This window comes from Pseudarthrobacter sp. 902506025, from assembly GCF_040702325.1.
Classification (GTDB): domain Bacteria; phylum Actinomycetota; class Actinomycetes; order Actinomycetales; family Micrococcaceae; genus Arthrobacter.
This window is the reverse complement of the sequence record NZ_JBFBKW010000010.1, coordinates 183338-201525: the sequence shown is the minus strand read 5'-3', so window position 1 is coordinate 201525 and position 18188 is coordinate 183338. Positions and strand designations below refer to the sequence as shown.

General features: G+C 68.3%; 16 protein-coding genes. 11 read left to right on the top strand and 5 right to left on the bottom strand.

The window, feature by feature from the left end; all coding sequences use genetic code 11:
* Positions 1-367 precede the first annotated feature (367 nt).
* The 8 genes from AB0280_RS17470 to AB0280_RS17435 all read left to right on the top strand — a co-directional run bounded on the left by AB0280_RS17470 (position 368) and on the right by AB0280_RS17435 (position 8732).
* Complete coding sequence (locus AB0280_RS17470) at positions 368-1126, top strand: LamB/YcsF family protein (protein ID WP_307488778.1); 759 nt, start codon at positions 368-370, stop codon at positions 1124-1126.
* A 2-nt stretch (positions 1127-1128) separates the two neighbouring features.
* The gene (locus AB0280_RS17465) at positions 1129-2799 is read left to right on the top strand and encodes a 5-oxoprolinase/urea amidolyase family protein (RefSeq protein ID WP_307488777.1); all 1671 of its coding nucleotides are present in this window, start codon (positions 1129-1131) and stop codon (positions 2797-2799) included.
* A complete protein-coding gene (locus AB0280_RS17460) occupies positions 2792-4558 on the top strand; it encodes an acetyl/propionyl/methylcrotonyl-CoA carboxylase subunit alpha (RefSeq protein ID WP_307488775.1) in 1767 nt (588 codons plus the stop codon). The genes AB0280_RS17465 and AB0280_RS17460 overlap by 8 nt, the downstream gene beginning before the upstream one ends.
* Before the next feature lie 49 nt (positions 4559-4607).
* Positions 4608-5285 (top strand): GntR family transcriptional regulator, encoded by a 678-nt coding sequence (locus AB0280_RS17455; RefSeq protein WP_307488773.1) that lies wholly within the window; start codon positions 4608-4610, stop codon positions 5283-5285.
* 209 nt (positions 5286-5494) lie between these two features.
* Positions 5495-6208: a DUF969 domain-containing protein gene (locus AB0280_RS17450; RefSeq protein WP_307488771.1), complete on the top strand. Its 714-nt coding sequence runs from the start codon at positions 5495-5497 to the stop codon at positions 6206-6208.
* The gene (locus AB0280_RS17445; protein WP_307488770.1) at positions 6205-7176 is read left to right on the top strand and encodes a DUF979 domain-containing protein; all 972 of its coding nucleotides are present in this window, start codon (positions 6205-6207) and stop codon (positions 7174-7176) included. Before AB0280_RS17450 ends, AB0280_RS17445 begins: the two co-directional genes overlap by 4 nt.
* 21 nt (positions 7177-7197) lie before the next feature.
* Positions 7198-8295 (top strand): DUF2891 family protein, encoded by a 1098-nt coding sequence (locus AB0280_RS17440; RefSeq protein WP_366368084.1) that lies wholly within the window; start codon positions 7198-7200, stop codon positions 8293-8295.
* A gap of 173 nt (positions 8296-8468) precedes the next feature.
* Positions 8469-8732 (top strand): hypothetical protein, encoded by a 264-nt coding sequence (locus AB0280_RS17435; RefSeq protein ID WP_307488765.1) that lies wholly within the window; start codon positions 8469-8471, stop codon positions 8730-8732.
* Here the strand turns inward: AB0280_RS17435 and AB0280_RS17430 are convergent.
* From AB0280_RS17430 to AB0280_RS17410, 5 genes are all read right to left on the bottom strand, one after another.
* A complete protein-coding gene (locus AB0280_RS17430) occupies positions 8729-8875 on the bottom strand; it encodes a hypothetical protein (RefSeq protein WP_307488763.1) in 147 nt (48 codons plus the stop codon). The genes AB0280_RS17435 and AB0280_RS17430 overlap by 4 nt on opposite strands.
* Entirely contained in the window at positions 8868-9506 is a 639-nt protein-coding gene (locus AB0280_RS17425) for a hypothetical protein (RefSeq protein WP_307488762.1), read from the bottom strand. Before AB0280_RS17425 ends, AB0280_RS17430 begins: the two co-directional genes overlap by 8 nt.
* 103 nt (positions 9507-9609) lie before the next feature.
* Entirely contained in the window at positions 9610-12438 is a 2829-nt protein-coding gene (locus tag AB0280_RS17420; protein WP_366368081.1) for an FAD-binding and (Fe-S)-binding domain-containing protein, read from the bottom strand.
* A gap of 16 nt (positions 12439-12454) precedes the next feature.
* The gene (locus AB0280_RS17415) at positions 12455-13201 is read right to left on the bottom strand and encodes a FadR/GntR family transcriptional regulator (RefSeq protein WP_159632741.1); all 747 of its coding nucleotides are present in this window, start codon (positions 13199-13201) and stop codon (positions 12455-12457) included.
* A gap of 69 nt (positions 13202-13270) precedes the next feature.
* On the bottom strand, positions 13271-15016 hold the full coding sequence (locus tag AB0280_RS17410; protein WP_366368079.1) for an L-lactate permease: 1746 nt from the start codon (positions 15014-15016) through the stop codon (positions 13271-13273).
* A 186-nt stretch (positions 15017-15202) separates the two neighbouring features.
* Here AB0280_RS17410 and AB0280_RS17405 point away from each other — a divergent pair, with 186 nt between their 5' ends.
* Genes AB0280_RS17405 through AB0280_RS17395 form a run of 3 tightly spaced genes read left to right on the top strand, consistent with a single transcriptional unit; the run spans position 15203 to position 18185 of the window.
* On the top strand, positions 15203-16006 hold the full coding sequence (locus AB0280_RS17405) for a (Fe-S)-binding protein (protein WP_366368077.1): 804 nt from the start codon (positions 15203-15205) through the stop codon (positions 16004-16006).
* Positions 16003-17562: a LutB/LldF family L-lactate oxidation iron-sulfur protein gene (locus AB0280_RS17400; RefSeq protein ID WP_366368075.1), complete on the top strand. Its 1560-nt coding sequence runs from the start codon at positions 16003-16005 to the stop codon at positions 17560-17562. The genes AB0280_RS17405 and AB0280_RS17400 overlap by 4 nt, the downstream gene beginning before the upstream one ends.
* Complete coding sequence (locus tag AB0280_RS17395; protein WP_366368074.1) at positions 17559-18185, top strand: LutC/YkgG family protein; 627 nt, start codon at positions 17559-17561, stop codon at positions 18183-18185. The genes AB0280_RS17400 and AB0280_RS17395 overlap by 4 nt, the downstream gene beginning before the upstream one ends.
* The last annotated feature ends 3 nt before the right edge of the window (positions 18186-18188 follow it).

Sequence of the window (18188 nt, the reverse complement as noted above, 5' to 3'; positions counted from 1 at the left end):
CTGCACCCGGGAGGGTGTGGGAGAGTAGGTCACCGCCGGAACAACTATTAATGGTCGAGGCCCCAACCACACGGTTGGGGCCTCCCACATTTAACAAACAAAACACCGCACGCCGCAGCGAGCGGAACCCTGTCCCAGGGAAACCCTTGGGCCAGTGCCCCAACGCGCCATCACATCCTGCCCGGATTCCTCGGACCCGCCATCACTTCCCGCCCACTACCTGACAGGATGTGATATCGGGTAGGGGGAGAAGGGGCAGGATGTGATGCCGCGTCGCGGAGAGGTTCGTAACGAGGATGATGGATTGTTGAACAATCTGGCTTTTTAGGGCATTCTTGAAGGACACCAATCCGAGACGGAGATCACAATGCCCAGCATCGACCTGAACAGCGACGTCGGCGAGTCCTTTGGGAACTGGTCCTTCGGCGATGACGCCGCCATTTTCGAGAGCGTGTCCAGTGCCAACGTAGCCTGCGGCTTCCACGCGGGCGATCCCGTGGGCATCATGGCCACCTGCCAGGCCGCCGTGAAGGCCGGCGTCACCGTCGGTGCACACCCCGGATACCGGGACCTGGCCGGATTCGGCCGCCGCTTCGTGGACATGACCCCGGAAGAGCTGACCGCTGACGTCGTCTACCAGATCGGCGCAGTCCAGGCCGTAGCCCTCGCAGCCGGAACAGCCGTCCGCTACGTCAAGCCCCACGGAGCCCTCTACAACACCATCGTGAACCACCCCAAGCAGGCCGGGGCGGTGGTCGCAGCGATCCTCGCCGTGGACCCCACGCTGCCCCTTATGGTGCTCCCGGACTCCGAGATCCAGCGCCAGGCCGAAGCTGCCGGCCTGCGGACCGTGGCCGAGGCGTTCGCTGACCGGGCCTACAATCCGGACGGCACCCTGGTCTCCCGGCGCGAACCGGGCGCCGTGCTGCACGAGGTGGCTGACGTCGTCGAGCACGTCCTGCGCCTGGCCACCGACGGCGTGGTCCGTGCCATCGACGGCTCCCTGGTCCCCGTCAAGGCCGAGAGCATCTGCCTGCACGGTGACACCCCCGGGTCCGTGGCGATGGCCGCCGCGGTCCGCGCCGCACTGGTGGACGCCGGCATCCGGATCCAGAGCTTCGCCTAGCCATGACCGCGCAGCAGCACGAGACTCAAACTGCCCCACACGCGGCCCTGACCGGGATCCGCCCCGCAGGGGACAGGGCCATCCTGGTGGAGCTGCCGTCCCTGGACGCTGTCCTCAGCCTCCAGGCGCAGCTCACCGCTCATCCGCAGCCGGGCCAGGTGGACGTCATCGCTGCCGCCTCCACGGTCCTCATCACGACGGATTCGCCGCAGGCAGCGCAGGCACTGGCCGCGCACGTCCGCAGCCTGGACCTCGAGGCGCCCGAAGAAACCGCGAGCACGCTGGTCACCATTGATGTGGTGTACGACGGCGAGGACCTGGATGAGGTTGCCACGCTCACCGGGCTGGACCGCGGGGGAGTCGTGGCAGCCCACACCGGCCAGCTGTGGACAGCGGCCTTCGCGGGCTTTGCTCCGGGCTTCGCCTACCTCACCGGGCAGGATTCCAGCCTGGAGGTTCCCCGCCGCCGCACGCCGCGCACCGCCGTCCCCGCCGGAGCTGTTGCCCTGGGCGGGGCCTACTCGGCCGTCTACCCCCGGCAGTCCCCGGGCGGATGGCAACTGATCGGCCGGACCGATGCTGCCATGTGGGACCTGGGCCGCGAAAGTCCCGCGCTGGTCCGGCCGGGGGACACCGTCCGGTTCAACGCCATCCGTGCCCGGTCGACCGTGACCCACCATCAGCAGTCCAGTGCCGGCGCGGCCTCAAAAGAAGCACAAGCCACCGAAGGCCTCGCCGTCCGCAAGCCCGGGCTCCAGTCCACCATCCAGGACCTGGGCCGCCCCGGCTACGCATCGCTCGGCGTCAGCAGCGCAGGCGCCATGGACCGCGGAGCCCTCCGCCGCGCCAACCGCCTGGTGGGCAATGGCGAGGGCGACGCCGGAATCGAACTCCTCTTCGGTGGACTCGAACTTGAGGCGCTCAGCGACCAGGTCCTGGCCATCGCCGGCGCTGCCGTGCCGTTGGAGATCACGCCAGCGGATGAGCAGCGGCCTGGGGAAGAAGAACGGACGACGGCGGTACGCCACCCGGCGTGCGACGCCCCCTTCGCACTCCTGGCAGGGGAACGGCTCACCGTTGGCACCCCCACGGCAGGACTCCGCTCCTACGTGGGCGTCCGCGGCGGACTCGGCGGACCCGACGCCCTGGGAAGCCGTTCCACGGACACCATGTCCGGGATCGGCCCCGAACCGCTCCAGGCCGGCACCATCCTGCCCGTGCGGACCCCCAGGCCCGGGAGCATCGTGGGCTACCCCGAGGTCTCGCCCCTCCCGGACCGGAATCAAGCCACCGTGCTGCGCGTGGTCCCCGGACCGCGCCAGGACTGGTTCAGCGGCGAGACCCTGCAGGAGTTCCTTCAACAGGAATGGACCGTCACGCCACAATCCAACCGGATCGGCCTCAGGCTGAACGGCCACGCCCTCACCCGCAGCCGGGACGGCGAACTGGCCAGCGAAGGAACCGTCCGCGGCGCCGTGCAGGTACCCCCGGAAGGCCAGCCCGTCCTGTTCCTCTCCGACCACCCGGTGACCGGCGGGTATCCGGTGATTGCCGTCGTCGTCCACGCAGACCTGGACAAAGCCGCCCAACTTCCCCCGGGCACCACCGTGCGGTTCGCCGCCATGCTCCCGGCAGAACTGCCCAAAACTCCTAAGGAAAGCCCCCATGCGTAAAGTCCTCATTGCCAACCGAGGCGAGATTGCCGTCCGGATCGCCCGGGCCTGCGACGATGCAGGCCTGGAAAGCGTGGCCGTCTACGCCGATGCCGACGCCGATGCACTGCACGTCTCCGCCGCCACCGAGGCGTACGCGCTGCCCGGCTCCAGGCCCCAGGACACCTACCTGGACATCGAAAAAATCCTCGCCATCGCGGTGAAAAGCGGCGCCGACGCCGTCCACCCCGGCTACGGCTTCCTATCCGAAAACGCAGGCTTCGCCCAGGCAGTCATCGACGCCGGGCTGACGTGGATCGGCCCGTCCCCGGAAACCATCCGGCTCCTGGGCGACAAGGTCAGCGCCCGCGAAGTGGCCGTCCGCGCCGGAGCGCCGCTGGCCCCGGGAAGCGACGGCCCGGTGGCCAGCGCCGCCGAGGTCCGGGCGTTCGCCGAGCAGGTGGGACTCCCCGTCGCCATCAAGGCTGCCTTCGGCGGCGGCGGCCGCGGCCTGAAGGTGGTCCGCAACCAGGCGGATATCGAGGAGAGCTTCGACTCCGCCGTCCGCGAATCCCTGGCTGCCTTCGGCCGCAGCGAGTGCTACGTGGAGAAATTCCTGGACCGGCCCCGCCACGTGGAAGCCCAGGTCATCGCCGATACCCACGGCAACGTGGTGGTGGTGGGCACCCGAGACTGCTCGCTGCAGCGCCGCCACCAGAAACTCGTGGAGGAGGCCCCCGCACCCTTCCTCACCCCCGATCAGCGGGCGGCCATCCACGCTTCGGCCAAGGCCATCTGCCGTGAAGCCGGCTATGTGGGCGCCGGCACGGTGGAGTACCTGCTGGACGGCAGCGGCTTCCTGAGCTTCCTGGAGGTGAACACCCGGCTGCAGGTGGAGCACCCCATTACGGAGGAGACCTCGGGCGTGGACCTGGTGGCAGCCCAGCTAGCCATCGCGGCGGGGGAGAAGCTGCCCATCCTGGAGGACCCGGAACCGCGCGGCCACGCGTTCGAGTTCCGGATCAACGCCGAGGACCCGGGCCGCGGCTTCCTGCCCTCCCCGGGCGCCGTCACGGAGTTCGACGTGCCCACCGGGTCCGGGATCCGCGTGGACACCGGAGTCCGCGCCGGGTCCGTGGTGCCCGGGCAGTTCGACTCCCTGCTCGCCAAGCTGGTAGTCACCGGCGCGGACCGGCAGCAGGCCCTGCGCCGCGCCCGCCGCGCCCTGCGCGAGTTCCGCATCGGCGGCCTGGCCACCGTGCTGCCGTTCCACCGGGCCGTGGTGGAGGCCCCTGATTTCACCCGCGACGGCGGGCTGGACATCTACACCACCTGGATCGAAAGCGAATTCGCCACGGCACTGGAGGCGGACCCTGCCTTCAGTCCCGCCGCCCCGGAGGAGCCCCGCCGCACCATCGGCATCGAGGTGGACGGCAAACGCATGGAACTGGGGCTGCCCAAGGCGCTGCTGGATTCGCTGCTCGACGGCGGCGGCCGCCGGGGTGCGGCCGGCCGGGACGACGCGGACGCCCCGCAGCAGAAGGCAGAGGAAGAAGCAGAACAGAACGACGGCGACCTGCTGGCCACCATGGCCGGCACCGTGGTCAAGTGGCTGGCCCAGCCCGGAGCCTCGGTGGAGGAAGGGGAAACGGTCCTGGTGCTCGAAGCCATGAAGATGGAGACCGCCGTCGCCGCCCACCGCGCCGGCACGCTGGGCGAGCAGTTCGCTGCGGCGGGGGACCCCGTGGCGCCAGGCCAGGTGCTCACCAGCATCGGGTGAGCGGGGACGCCGGCGCGCCGGCACAGGCCTGGGCCGATATCGTGGTGCCATGACGTTTGACGAGGTGCTGGCCGATCTCCAGGCCCAGGCCAGGACCACTAAGCACGCCGAAACGGGCCTCTGGGTGGCCGCCCAGCTGCGCAGCCGCATCGAGGCCGGCAAGCTCAAGCCCGGTTCCAAGCTCGCGGAGGAAGCCCTCCGCGAGGCCCTTGGCGTGTCCCGCAACACCCTGCGGGAGGCATTTACCGCGCTCCACGCCGAGCACATCGTCACCCGCATTCCCAACCGGGGCGTCTTCGTGGCCCACCCCACCGCGGACGACATCCGCGAGATCTACCGGGTCCGCCGCTTCCTGGAACCGGCCGCGGTGCTGTGGTCCGGCGAGACCTCCATCGAGCCGCTGCCGGCCATCATCAAGGCCGCTCGGGCCGCCGCCGCGGAAGGGGATATCCCCGGCATGGCCGGCGCCAACCAGCACTTCCACCGTGCCCTCGTTAACCGTGCCGGCAGTGAGCGGCTCAACAGCCTCATGGACCAGGTCCTGGCCGAAATGCGCCTGGTGTTCCATTCGATGGCAGCCAACCCCGCATTCCACGAGCCGTACGTGGAGGACAACGCCAGGATCGTGGAGCTCATGGAAGCCGGGGACCGGGCCGCCGCAGCGGACTTCCTGGCCACCTACCTGGACCGCGCCGAAGCGCAGCTGCTCGCCGCCGTCGAACGCTGACCCAGGCCCTTCCCGGGGAGGGGTTGCAGGATTGTTGAACAAAACGGTATGCTGTGGATCACACCGTTGTTCTGCAGCTCACTACATCCTGCAGCTCTGACGTAACCGGGGCTCCCGCCCCTCGGCGCCGCCCAACCAGTCAACCGGGCACGGACGCGCCGGCCCCCACTTTCGCAGACCCGTCACGGGTCCCCTGGGAAGGGATAATCATGCTTGTACTCATCGGGGTGCTGCTGGTGATCGTTGGCTTCGCCATCCGCCTGAACCCCCTGATTGTCGTCACCGTCGCCGGCATCGTCACCGCACTGCTGGGCGGGATGAACCCCGCACAGATCCTCGACTCGTTCGGCACCGGCTTCGCCAGCAGCCGTTCGGTCACCATCTTCGTGGCGGTGCTGCCGGTGGTGGGCATTATCGAGTACTTCGGACTGCAGGAGCAGGCCAAGGTCCTCATCGGCCGCCTGGCCAAACTGACGGCCGGCCGCGTCCTGATCGGCTACCTTGCCGTCCGCCAGATCACCGCCGCCGTGGGCCTGAACAGCATCGGCGGCCACGCCCAGACCGTCCGCCCGCTGGTGTTCCCCATGGCCGAAGGCGCAGCACTGCGCCGCTACGGGCACGTTCCGGAAAAGATCAGCGAGAAGATCAAGGGCCACTCCGCCGGCGCTGACAACGTGGGCGTGTTCTTCGGCGAGGACGTCTTCGTGGCCGTGGGCTCCATCCTGCTGATCACCACGTTCGTGGACACCACGTACCACCTCCACCTGGAACCGCTCCAGCTGGCCCTCTGGGCCATCCCCACCGCCATCGCCGCCTTCCTCATCCACGGCTTCCGGCTCCTGCGCCTGGACAAGCAACTGGACAAGGAATACCGCGAATACGAGCTCACCGCCCCCAAGGAAGCCGCAGGAGAAGCCAAATGATCAACGTTGAAGCCGTCTACTGGCTGATCGGCATTCTGTTCGTCGCCTGGGCATCGCTGATTGCCGCCGATGCCAGCCACCCCCGCCGCTGGGGCAGCTCCGCCTTCTGGGGCCTGCTGGGCCTGTGCTTCTTCTACAGCACCTGGGTCCAGGCCGGCACCGCGCCCGGCTGGATCCTGGGCATCGCGGTCCTGATCCTGGTTGTCCTGGCCTCCACCGGCCTGCTGGGCCACGGCAAGCACCGCACCTCCACCGGCCCGCAGCGCGAGGCCTTCGCGAAGCGCTTCGGCAACAAGCTCTTCATCCCGGCTCTGACGCTGCCCCTGGTCACCGTCATCCTGGTCCTTGCGGCGCCAGTTCTGAACATCGGCGGCACCCCGCTGCTGGACCCCAAGAACACCACGCTGGTAGCCCTGGCCATCGGTGCCGTGGCCGCCGTCGTCGTCGCCCTCCTGATCCTCAAGCCCAAGAACCCGGCCACACCCATTTTCGAAAGCCGCCGCATCCTCGAATCCATCGGCTGGGCCGCGCTGCTGCCGCAGATGCTCACCACGCTGGGCATCCTCTTCACCAAGGCCGGCGTGGGAACCGCCGTGGGCGCCCTGGCCTCCGGGCTGCTGCCCAAGGGCTCGCTGATCGCAGGCGTGCTGGTCTACTGCATCGGCATGTTCCTCTTCACCGTGCTCATGGGCAACGGCTTCGCCGCCTTCCCCATCATGACCGCCGCCATCGGCTGGCCCGTGCTGGTGCAGACCTTCCACGGCGACCCCGCCATCATCTTCGCGATCGGCATGCTCGCCGGCTTCTGCGGCACGCTCTGCACCCCCATGGCCGCCAACTTCAACCTGGTGCCGTCCGCACTGCTGGAAATGAAGAACAAGTACGGCGTCATCACGGCGCAGGTGGGCACGGCCATCCCGCTGCTGGCGGTCAACATCGCACTGATGTACTTCCTGGCCTTCCACTAAACCCCTTCGCAAAGGAGCACCATGGACAACGATCTTCGCGCACAGGCGGCACCGGATTACGCGGCCGTGGTGCTGGGCAACCTTTCCGAGCCCTTCCCGCACTCGGCCCACCACACCCAGGTGTCCGCCGACGACCGGCCCACCCCGGAGCAGATCCACCCCGCCTTCTACACCTCCTTCGACTGGCACTCCTGCGTGCACATGCACTGGCTGGGGGCCAGCCTGCTGGGCGGCACCCCCGGGTCACCTTCTGCCGGGGCTGCCCCGGCGGGAGCGTCCGACGGCGGCACGGCAGCCTGGGTGGACAGCTCCACCGAGGCGTCCCTCCGTCAAGCGCTGGGCGCCAACCTGACGCAGGCGAAGCTGGCCGTGGAACGGGACTACCTGGTGGCCAACCCCTCCTGGGAGCGGCCCTACGGGTGGGCGTGGCTGATGCGGCTGGCCGCCACATGTTCCGCATCGTCCGATCCGCAGCTCCGGGAATGGGGCACCGCCCTGGAGCCGCTGGTGGACGCCGTGGCGGAACTCAGCGTGGCCTGGATGGCCAAGGCCCAGTACCCGGTGCGGCACGGGCTGCACACCAACGCCGCGTTCGGCGTCGGCTACATGCTGGATGCCTTCCGGTCACTCGGCCGGGCTGATGCTGCCGCGGCGTGCGAGGAAGCGGCCCGCACCTGGTTCGGGAACGACCATGGCTGGCCGGGCGACTGGGAGCTCAGCGGCCAGGACTTCCTCTCCGCCGGGCTGAGCGAGGCGGACCTGATGCGCCGCGTCCTGACCGCCGACGAGTTCGCCGCCTGGTTCGCGGCGTTCCTCCCCGGTCTCTCCGCTGAGTCGCGGATCCTGCAGCCTGTCAGCGTCACGGACGAAACCGACGGCTACCTGGTGCACCTCCACGGGCTCAACCTGACCCGCGCCGGGCAGGTGGCCAGGATCATCGCCACCCTCCGCGAATCCTCCACGTCCGGGGCGTCCGCCGCGGCAGCTGGGCTCAACGAGGCCCTGGATCCGCTGCTGAAGGCCGGGCTTCGCGGCCTGGAGAGCGGCGACTTCATGTCCACCCACTGGCTGGCCAGCTTCGCCTGGGATGCGCTGGGCTCCGTGGCGGCGCTGGACTGACCATCCAGCAGGTGACGGGATGAACCAGTCACACTCGGTGTGAAAGGACGCGGCGGTGCCCATATGGGCGCCGCCGCGTTAGTCTTTTCCCACCACGCCGCAGTGCGTGACCTGGGAGCAGCGGGCAGGGTCGTAATGAGCTGACCGTCCGCCCGCGAGCCCAGAGGAATTCCATGCGCCAGCACGTCAGCACCTGCACGCCAGACCCTGCAACGGCAGGGCAAACCTACCTCAAGCCCAGGAGGAAGCGGACCAGGCATCCCCGGATCGCCGTGGGGGACAGGGTCCGCTTCGCCGAGGGAACCGTCTCCGGCACCGGGGTGGTGGACGCCGTGACCTCCGACTACTCCGTCATCTGGGTGTGGACGGACGAAGGCCAGGGCCGGCGGATGTTCCTGCAGGGGTACGGAAGCATCGTCACCGCGGTGGAGGCCTAATTCAGCTGTTCGGAGCGCCTCGCGCGCCGCTCATCGGCCTGGAGGATGCCATCGCGGACCGCGGCGCGGATTACGCCGTACAGGATGTAGAAGAAGACGGCCCCGATAAGGACAAACAGGACCAGCCCGGTAAGGTCACCCATTGTTTTCCTCCTCCTGCCAGTACGGCTGAACGGAGGCCGCTGCCTGCCGCAAGGCCCCGCCGTCGAGCATCAATGACGTTTCCTCCATGCCGAAGTCGGTCCATTGGGCTACCAGCCGGAGATCCCCCGCAGGCGGCAGCGGCCACAGCCAGAGCGTGCCGCTGCCGGAGAATTCGTCGTCACCGCCGCTGCCGCCGCCGTTGTTCAGGACGAGGGTGGGCGGCTCAGGCTCCTGGCCCCGCTCCATCAAACCGTGGGGTCCAAGGACGCCGGTGCTGGCCTTTGAGCCGTCAGGGAATTCAACGCCGAACATCAGCCCGGTCTGCCGCCCACTGCCGCGGCGGATGCCCCTGCCCGGCTGGAAGAACAAGTGCTGCAGGTCGGCCCAGTCCTCCTCCGTCTGCTCCGCCCTGCGAAAGACCCAGGACAGATTGAACAAGCACCCGGTGGAGAACACGTCAGCGCTCCTGATCGCCACCACCATGCCCGGGGTCCGGCTCAAGAACCTGCCCACATGGACGGCGGCCGGCAGCTCGTAAACCGGGGCCGCCGCCCACGGCGGCGGGACGTAGCTCGTGGTCCGCGGCCGGGGCGGCAGGGGAGGGACGGGAAAGTCCTGGAAGAAGGTCATGATGGTCCTTGGGTCCGCTGGCGGCGACCGACCAGCGGAACAAGCGGCTGCGCCGCCCTGGATCCCCCAATCCGTCCTTGCCCGGCCAGTCTAGCGGGATGCCTCAGGGCCGGGTGGCCTCCTCGAGGATTTCCAGCAGGTGGCGGTAGGAGCGGCCGGTCGCCTTGGACATCCCCAGCTCGCAGGTGCGGTTGGTGGAGGCATAGGCATCGAACTCCCGCTCGTTGATCTCGCCGGCCTGCCGGTTGGTGGCGGAGTCGGTGAGTTCAGGGTGGAGCAGGCCGCGGTCACCCGCGAACGCGCAGCAGCCCCAGTTCAGCGGCACGAACACGTCATCCGTGACGGCCCCGGCGATGTCGAGCAGCGCGGGGTTGGTTCCCAGCTGGGTGGATGAGCACGTGGGGTGCAGGGCCATGGAACCCAGCGGAGCGGTTACCGTGAGCTGGCCCAGGACGTGCTGGTGGACGAACTCCACCGAGTCAACGAAGCGCAGTCCGGCATACCGTTCTCCGTCCGCGCCGGCAAGACGCTTCATGGTCTCCAGGCCTTCCGTGCAGGAAGCGGCATCGCACACCACGGGCAGCCTGCCGCGGCCGCTGGCCTCGTACAGCTGGTCCAGGACCTTGGCGGTCATGGCGTCGTAGCCCTGGGAGAAGCCCTTGGATTTCCACGGCGTGCCGCAGCACAGGCTCTCGATGCCTTCGGGGACGGTTATGCCCACTCCGGCACGTTCGCAGAGGTCCAGGAATGCCTGGGCTGAGCCCTTTCCCTTGCCTTCCGGGCCCTCCGCGGGGCCGAACATGGTGCCGATGCAGGCCGGGAAGAACACCGCCACGCTGCCTGGGTCCCGGCGTTCCCGGCGCCTGGAACCGCCGCCGGGCAGCACGTCGGCGTAGGCGGGCACCGCCTCCGGTCCCAGCAGCGCGCGGCCGACGGCGGTCGCGGCCTTTGGCAGCGGCGCCGGCATGGCCTTGGCTACAGTCAGGGCCAGGCCGCCGCCGGCGGTCACGGCGCCCCAGTTTTCGGCGGCCTTGTTCCAGCCGGCCGCGGCGACGGTGTTGGCATTTTCCTTGCGCAGCCGCCGGACCAGGTCCCCGGTGTTGATCAGCACCGGGCAGGCGGTGACGCACATGCCGTCCGCAGCGCAGGTCTGCACGCCGTCGTAGTCATAGTCCCTACGCAGGCTGGCGGCGAGGGCGTGGTCGCCGCGCTGCTCAGCGGCAGCAATGTCACGCCGAAGCACGATGCGTTGGCGCGGAGTAAGCGTGATGTCCTTGCTGGGGCACACCGGTTCGCAGTACCCGCACTCGACACAGCGGTCCACTTCCTCCTCGACGGTGGGAGCCACCTTGAGGTTTTCGATGTAGGAGAGGGGTTCGTCGGCGAGCAGCACACCCGGGTTCAGGAGGTTGGCCGGGTCGATCAGCCGCTTGATCTCCTGCATGACTGCGTAGAGCTCGTCGCCGTACTGGCGGCGGACGAAGGGGGCCATGATGCGGCCGGTCCCGTGCTCGGCCTTGAGTGAACCGCCCGCGCCGAGGACCAGGTCAACCATCTCGTCGGTGAAGGCCTGGTAGCGCAGCAGTTGGTCCGGATCGTCGAAGCGCTCGTTGAGCATGAAGTGGACGTTTCCGTCCTTGGCGTGCCCGAAGATCACCGATTCCCTGTAATCGTGCTCGTGGAACAGCCGCGTCAGTTCGCCGCAGGTGCCGGCAAGGGCGGGAACCGGGACAACGATGTCCTCCAGCAGTGCGTTGGTTCCGGAGGGGCGGGCGCCTGCCACGGCCGTGTACAGGCCCTTGCGGACGTGCCACAGGGCAGCCCGGTCTTTCGGGTCCGAGGTCAGCGCGAAGGGTGTTGCAAGGTCCAGCGAGTCGAACAGCTGCTGCGAGCCTGCCCGCTTGCCGGACAGTTCGGCGGCGTCCGAGCCCTGGTGTTCCACCAGCAGCGCGGCGTGTCCTTGGACCGGCAGGGTACGGATCGCGGCGGGGGCGTCGGCGGCGGCCTGGGCCACCTTCAACGCTGCCGCGTCCATGAGTTCGATGGTGGCAAGGCCGGTGGACACCAGGTCCGGCAGGGCTCCCATTGCCGCGTCGAGGGTGTTGAAGACCAGCAGCCCGGTGGCGGCGGCGGGTTTGACCTCGACGGTCCGGAAGACAGCCTCCGCCACGAAGCCCAGGGTTCCCTCGCTGCCGATCATCAGGTGCATCAGGATGTCCACGGGGCGTTCGTAATCCAGGAAGGAGTTCACGCCGTAGCCCATGGTGTTCTTCATCGAGAACAGTGAACGGATGATGCGGACGGACTGGTCGTTTCCCACCACCCGCCGGCGCAGCTTCAGGAGCCCCTCGTGGAGTTCCGGTTCCAGCTCGCGCAGCCGCCGGTCTGCGTCGGCGTCGGCGGTATCGATGACCGTGCCCGAGGGCAGCACCAGCACCATTGATTCCAGCGTCCGGTAGGTGTTGAGCTCGGTGCCGCACGCCATTCCTGAGGAGTTGTTGGCGATGACACCGCCCACGGTGCAGGCGATTTCGCTGGCGGGATCCGGGCCGAGCTTGCGTCCAAAGGGGGCAAGCCGGGCGTTGACGCTGCGCACTGTGGCGCCGGGCTGGACACGGACCCGGCCGCCGCCGTCGAGCACCTCAACACCGCGGAAATGCTGGCGGGTGTTGATCAGCAGGCTGTCACTCAGGGCCTGACCGGACAGGCTCGTGCCACCGGAACGAAAGGTGGCGGGAAGCCCAAGCTCCCGGCTGCGCCGGAGCAGGGCGCCAACGTCGGCGGCATTGCGTGGGGTGGCCACCCCTTGCGGGACCAGGAGGTAGTGCGAGGCGTCATGTGCCATGGCGTGGCGGTCCAGGTCCCGCGTGCTGACGGTATCCGGATCCAGCAGGTGGACGGGGGATTCGGCTCCTGCGGCTGTGGTTCTCATGCGTGGCTCCAAGAAATCAGGTAATGGGGTGGGGCGGGGTGGCGTCCCCGGCCCGCTGGTAGAACCATTCGATGTGTTCGCGCAGCAGGCGTGCGGCGAGTTCGCCGTCACGGGACTGGACGGCATCAAAGATTCCGTGGTGTTGGGTGCGCAGGGCTGCCAGGACCGCCGGCCAGTCCTCCATCGCGTCCATGGCTCCCTTGACGTAGCCCACGATCGAGCCGCTGAGGGACTCCATGATGGTGGCCATGACCTCGTTGCCTGCAAGCGAACTCAGCGCCACATGGAACCTGGCGTCCAGCTCGTGGAAGGTCGCCCGGTCCAGCTCGGGCTGGTCCATGGCCTCCAGCAGTTGGGCTGCTTGTTTGCGCTCCGCGTCGCCGCCTTCGCGCGCGGCACCGGCGCGGGCAGTCCACGTCTCCAGGAGGATACGGGTTTGGACGATGTCCTGGACCGGCAGCCGGTTGCTGGCAACATGCAGCCGGAGGGCGGAGGAGAGTCCGGCCGACGGATCGGAGACCACAATGGCGCCGGAGGTGGGACCGGAGCCTACCGAGCTGCGGACCACGCCCATGGCGTCGAGGATACGGATGGCCTCGCGTACGGACGCCCTGGATATTCCATAGTTTTCCGCCAGGGTCCGTTCGCCCGGGAGCCGGTCTCCGACCTTGATTTTGCCGGCCCGCAGGTCCGCTTCAATGTCTTTCAGGAGCGCATCGTGGGTTCGACGTCGGGGGGCTGCTCCGGCTGCGGCGGGTGTCACGGGCGATCCTCTGGACTGGGGGAGTGCGGGCCGGGAGGGCCCACACCCCGGTTGTGCGCGGGTGGAGGGCTACGGGAGCATCCAGCCCAGGACTGGGGTGGATTGCAGGTAGACGATGGTGCACAGCACCAGAAGCAACCCCACGCTCCATCCGACTACCTTACGCAGAAGGACCGACTCCTGGCCGTCAAGGTTCACGGCGGTGGCGGCAATGGCGAGGTTCTGCGGGCTGATGAGCTTGCCCACCACACCGCCCGCCGTATTGCCGGCCACGAGCAGGTTCGGGTCGATGCCTGCATTCAGGCCGGCAGTCTGCTGCAGCTTGGCAAACAGTGCGTTCGCGGAGGTGTCCGAACCTGTCACGGCCGTGCCCAGCCAGCCGAGCACCGGGGAGAGGAACGCGAAGAAGCTTCCGGTGCCGGCCAGCCAGACGCCGATCGAGACCGTCTGGCCCGAGTTGTTCATGACGTAGGCGAGGGCGAGCACCGTGATGATGGTCAGGCCGGCCCAGCGCATCTTGAAGATGGTCCGTCCGATTTCGGCCACGGCGTTGCCAACTGTCATGTGGAAGCGGCCGCCCTCATCGAAGCGGGCGTAGACGGCCGCGACGATCAACCCCGTGATCAGCAGGAGCGTGCCCGGGCTGGACAGCCACTGGAAGACGTAGACGGTGGAGGACAGCGGCTTGCCGTCGGCGCCCACCAGGGCGTCGTGCAGGACAGGCCATGGAACCTTGACATCGGTGGCGGCGAGGGCGGCCGGAAGGTCGACGCCGAGCTTCCACAGTTTGGCGATGCCGAACACCACGATGACCAGGAAGTAGGGAAACAGTGCCAGCCACGTGCGTGCCGGGGTGAGGCTTTCGCCGTCGGCCGCCTCTACGGTGGCGACGCTGCCGGACCGGGCGCTTCGCGGACCCTGGCCCGCCGGCGTGGTGCCAGCCGCAGCGGCCTCCGCGGCGACGCCCAGCCGGTCACGCGCTGCTGTGGTGCCCCGGGGCTTCCAGAAGCGGAAGAACAGCACAGCCGCGCCCAGGCCCACCAGCGAGGCCATGATGTCGGTGAGTTCGTAGGAGAAGAAGTTCGAGCAGAGGAACTGCGCTGCGGCAAAGGAGAATCCGATGACCAGCGCGGCAGGCCAGCAGTCCTTCAAGCCCTTGCGTCCGTCCAGGATGAAGAGCAGGATCAGCGGGACGAAGGTTGCCAGCAACGGCGCCTGGCGGCCCACCATGGCACCAATGTCCGTGGCGTGCAGGCCCGTGAGTCCCGCAGCGGTGGTGATCGGGATGGCCATGGCACCAAAGGCGACCGGGGCGGTGTTTGCCACCAGCACGGCAGCAGCGGCGCGGAGCGGGGGCAGGCCCAAGGCCAGCAGCATGGTGGCGGTGATGGCCACCGGCGCACCAAAGCCGGCAAGGGCCTCGAGCAGCCCGCCGAAGCAGAACGCGATCAGGACGCCCTGCAGGCGGACGTCGCCCCCGCCGATGACATCGAACACCCGGCGGAGGTCTTCAAATCGGCCGCTAAGTACCGTGACCTGGTAGAGCCAGACGGCCATGACCACGATCCACAGCACGGGGAAGGCGCCGAAGACCCCGCCCTGGGTGGCGGACAGAAGCGCCAGTCCGGCGGGCATCTTGAACGCCAGGATGCCTACCGCCAGGGCCACCAGCAGGGCGAAGGCCCCGGCCACGTGGGCTTTGGTCCTGACGACGGCGAGAAGGACAAAGAAGGTCAGCAGCGGCAGCAGGCCGACGATGGCCGACCAGGCAACGCTGTTCAGCACCGGGTCTGTGCTGGGGGTGAAGTGGTCCACGAAGTTCCTCCACGATGAGGGCGATGGGGATGGCTTTGGTCAGACCACAATGGTCCGACCACGGAAGTGTAGCCCACTTTCGGCCGGAGTGTGAGCCGGTTCACCATCCAAACGCGGGCTTGTCAGTGGCGGCCATCACGTGGTCTACTGTGGTCAGACCATACGCTCACCCTCCGGAAGGCCGTCATGAGAATTGCCTTGTTCGCCACCTGCATCGTGGACGCGATGTACCCGGCCACGGCGAAGGCCACCGTCAGGATCCTGGAGCGGCTGGGGCACGAAGTAGTGTTCCCCTCCGGCCAGGCCTGCTGCGGCCAGATGCACGTCAACAGCGGCTACCTCAAAGAAGCCGTCCCGGTGGTCGCCAACCACGTGGCCGCATTCGACACCGCGGACTACGACGTCGCGGTCGCCCCGTCCGGGTCCTGCGTGGCCTCGGTCAAGCACCAGCACCCCATGGTGGCGCGCGCCTGCGGCGACGCTGCCCTGGAAGCCCGCGCCACCGCCGTCGGCACCAAAACCTACGAGCTGTCCGAACTGCTGGTGGACGTGCTGGGCGTGACCGACGCCGGGGCCCAACTGGGTTCCTACTTCCCGCACCGGGTGACCTACCATCCCAGCTGCCACGGGATGCGGCTGCTGCGGCTCGGGGACAGGCAGTCCCGACTGCTGCGGACCGTGCAGGGAATCGACCTTGCCGAGCTGCCCGAACAGGACCAGTGCTGCGGCTTCGGCGGCACGTTTTCCATGAAGAACGCCGATGTCTCGTCGGCCATGCTCCAGGACAAGGCGGCCAACATCGAGTCCACCGGGGCCGAGCTCTGCACCGGCGGGGACGCCTCCTGCCTGATGCACATCGGCGGCGGACTGTCCCGCCAGGGCAGCTCCACCACCACCCTCCACCTGGCTGAAATCCTCGCCAGCACCTTGGAAGAACCGGCGTCCGTCACCGGCGAAGTCCGCGTCTCCACCGGAAAGGCCCTGCGATGACCACCTTCCTGGGAATGCCCTCCCTGCCCGCCTTCGGCTCGGGCAACCTGTTCGCCGGGGAGTCCTTCCCCACGGCGGCGCACCGTGAACTGGGCAACGCGCAGTTGCGCGCCAACCTTGGCCATGCCACCCACACCATCCGCGACAAGCGCCAGGCGGTGGTCTCCGAACTGCCTGACTGGGAACAGCTGCGTGATGCGGGGTCCGCCATCAAGCAGGCGGTGATGGCCAGGCTGCCCGAGCTCCTGGAGGAGTTTGAAACGAACTTCACCGCACGCGGCGGCGTGATCCACTGGGCACGCGACGCCGGGGAAGCCAACGAAATCGTGGCCGGACTGGTCCGGGACACCGGCGAAACCGAAGTGGTCAAGATCAAGTCCATGGCCACCCAGGAAATCGGGCTCAACGAGTACCTCGAGGAGCAGGGCATCGGGGCCTTCGAAACCGACCTCGCCGAGCTCATCGTCCAGCTGGACCACGACAAGCCCAGCCACATCCTGGTTCCCGCCATTCACAAGAACCGCACCGAAATCCGGGACATCTTCCTCCGCGAAATGCCCGGTGCCGATCCTGCGCTGACCGACGATCCCTCCGTCCTGGCCATGGCTGCCCGCGAGCACCTGCGCCGGAAGTTCCTCACGGCGAAGGTAGCCGTGTCCGGGGCCAACTTTGCCCTTGCCGATTCCGGCACCCTGGCAGTCGTGGAATCCGAAGGCAACGGCCGCATGTGCCTCACGCTTCCGGAAACGCTGATCACGGTGATGGGCATCGAGAAACTGCTGCCCACCTGGCAGGACCTGGAAGTGTTCATGCAGCTGCTCCCGCGTTCTTCCACCGGGGAACGGATGAACCCGTACACCTCCCTGTGGACCGGAGTAACGGAGGGCGACGGGCCGCAGAACGTGCACCTGGTGCTCCTGGACAACGGCCGCAGCGCCGCGCTCGCCGATGAAATGGGCCGCTCCGCCCTGCACTGCATCCGCTGCAGCGCCTGCATGAACGTCTGCCCGGTGTACGAGCGCACGGGCGGCCACGCCTACGGCTCCACCTACCCGGGCCCCATCGGCGCGATTCTTTCCCCGCTGCTCACCGGCATCCAGGCGGAAGAAAACAACTCCCTGCCGTACGCCTCCTCCCTGTGCGGTGCCTGCTACGACGCCTGCCCCGTCAAGATCAACATCCCGGACATCCTGGTGCACCTGCGCAGCGTGGATGTGGACAGCAAACGCGGCAAGAAGAAGGTCCCCAGCCAGATGGACGTGGGCATGAAAGCCGCATCCTGGGCTTTGTCCTCCGGCAAACGGCTGGGCCTGGTGGAGAAGGGGCTGCCGCTGGGCCGCCTCGCCGCGGGGCCGGACAGGAAGATCACCAAGCTGCCCGGCATCGCCGCCGGCTGGACCCAAAGCCGCGACATCCCGGCGCCCCCGGCACAGTCATTCCGGGACTGGTGGGCCAAGGAACACCGGACCGCCGGCGGCGCTCCCGGCACACCCGGCACACCGGAAGCCGGTCCGTCCCGCACGCCGTCCCCAGACACAAAGGAAACCCCGCAATGACCGCACGCGAAGACATCCTCTCCCGGATCAGGGCCGCATTGCAGGACAGCCCGCAGGCGCCGCAGATTCCGCGGGACTACCGGGCAGCATCTGACCTGGACACGGACGCACTCATCGAGCTCCTGGTGGACCGGCTGGTGGACTACAAGGCGCAGGTGGCGGTGGTTCCGGAAACGGAGGTGCCCGCACGGATTGCCTCGCTCCTTGACGGGGCGCGCAGCTTCGTCGTGCCCGAAGGGTTCGACGCCGGGTGGCTGGCAGCGACCGGCAGCGGGTCCGGCCGCCGCGTCGACTCTCCGGCGGCACCGCTCAGCGTCGCCGAGCTCGATGGCATCGATGCCGTGGTGACCGGCAGCGCCGTGGCCGTCGCCGAAACGGGAACCATCATCCTGGACGGCAGCGCCAACCAGGGCCGCCGCGCCATCAGCCTGGTCCCGGACCACCATATCTGCGTCGTGAAGGCCGCCGATATCACCGGGATCCTGCCCGAGGCGCTGGGCCGGATCGACGGGACCCGGCCCATCACGATGATCAGCGGACCGAGTGCCACCAGCGACATCGAGCTTGAACGCGTGGAAGGCGTCCATGGCCCGCGCAGGCTGGACGTCATCATTGCCCGCTAGAGT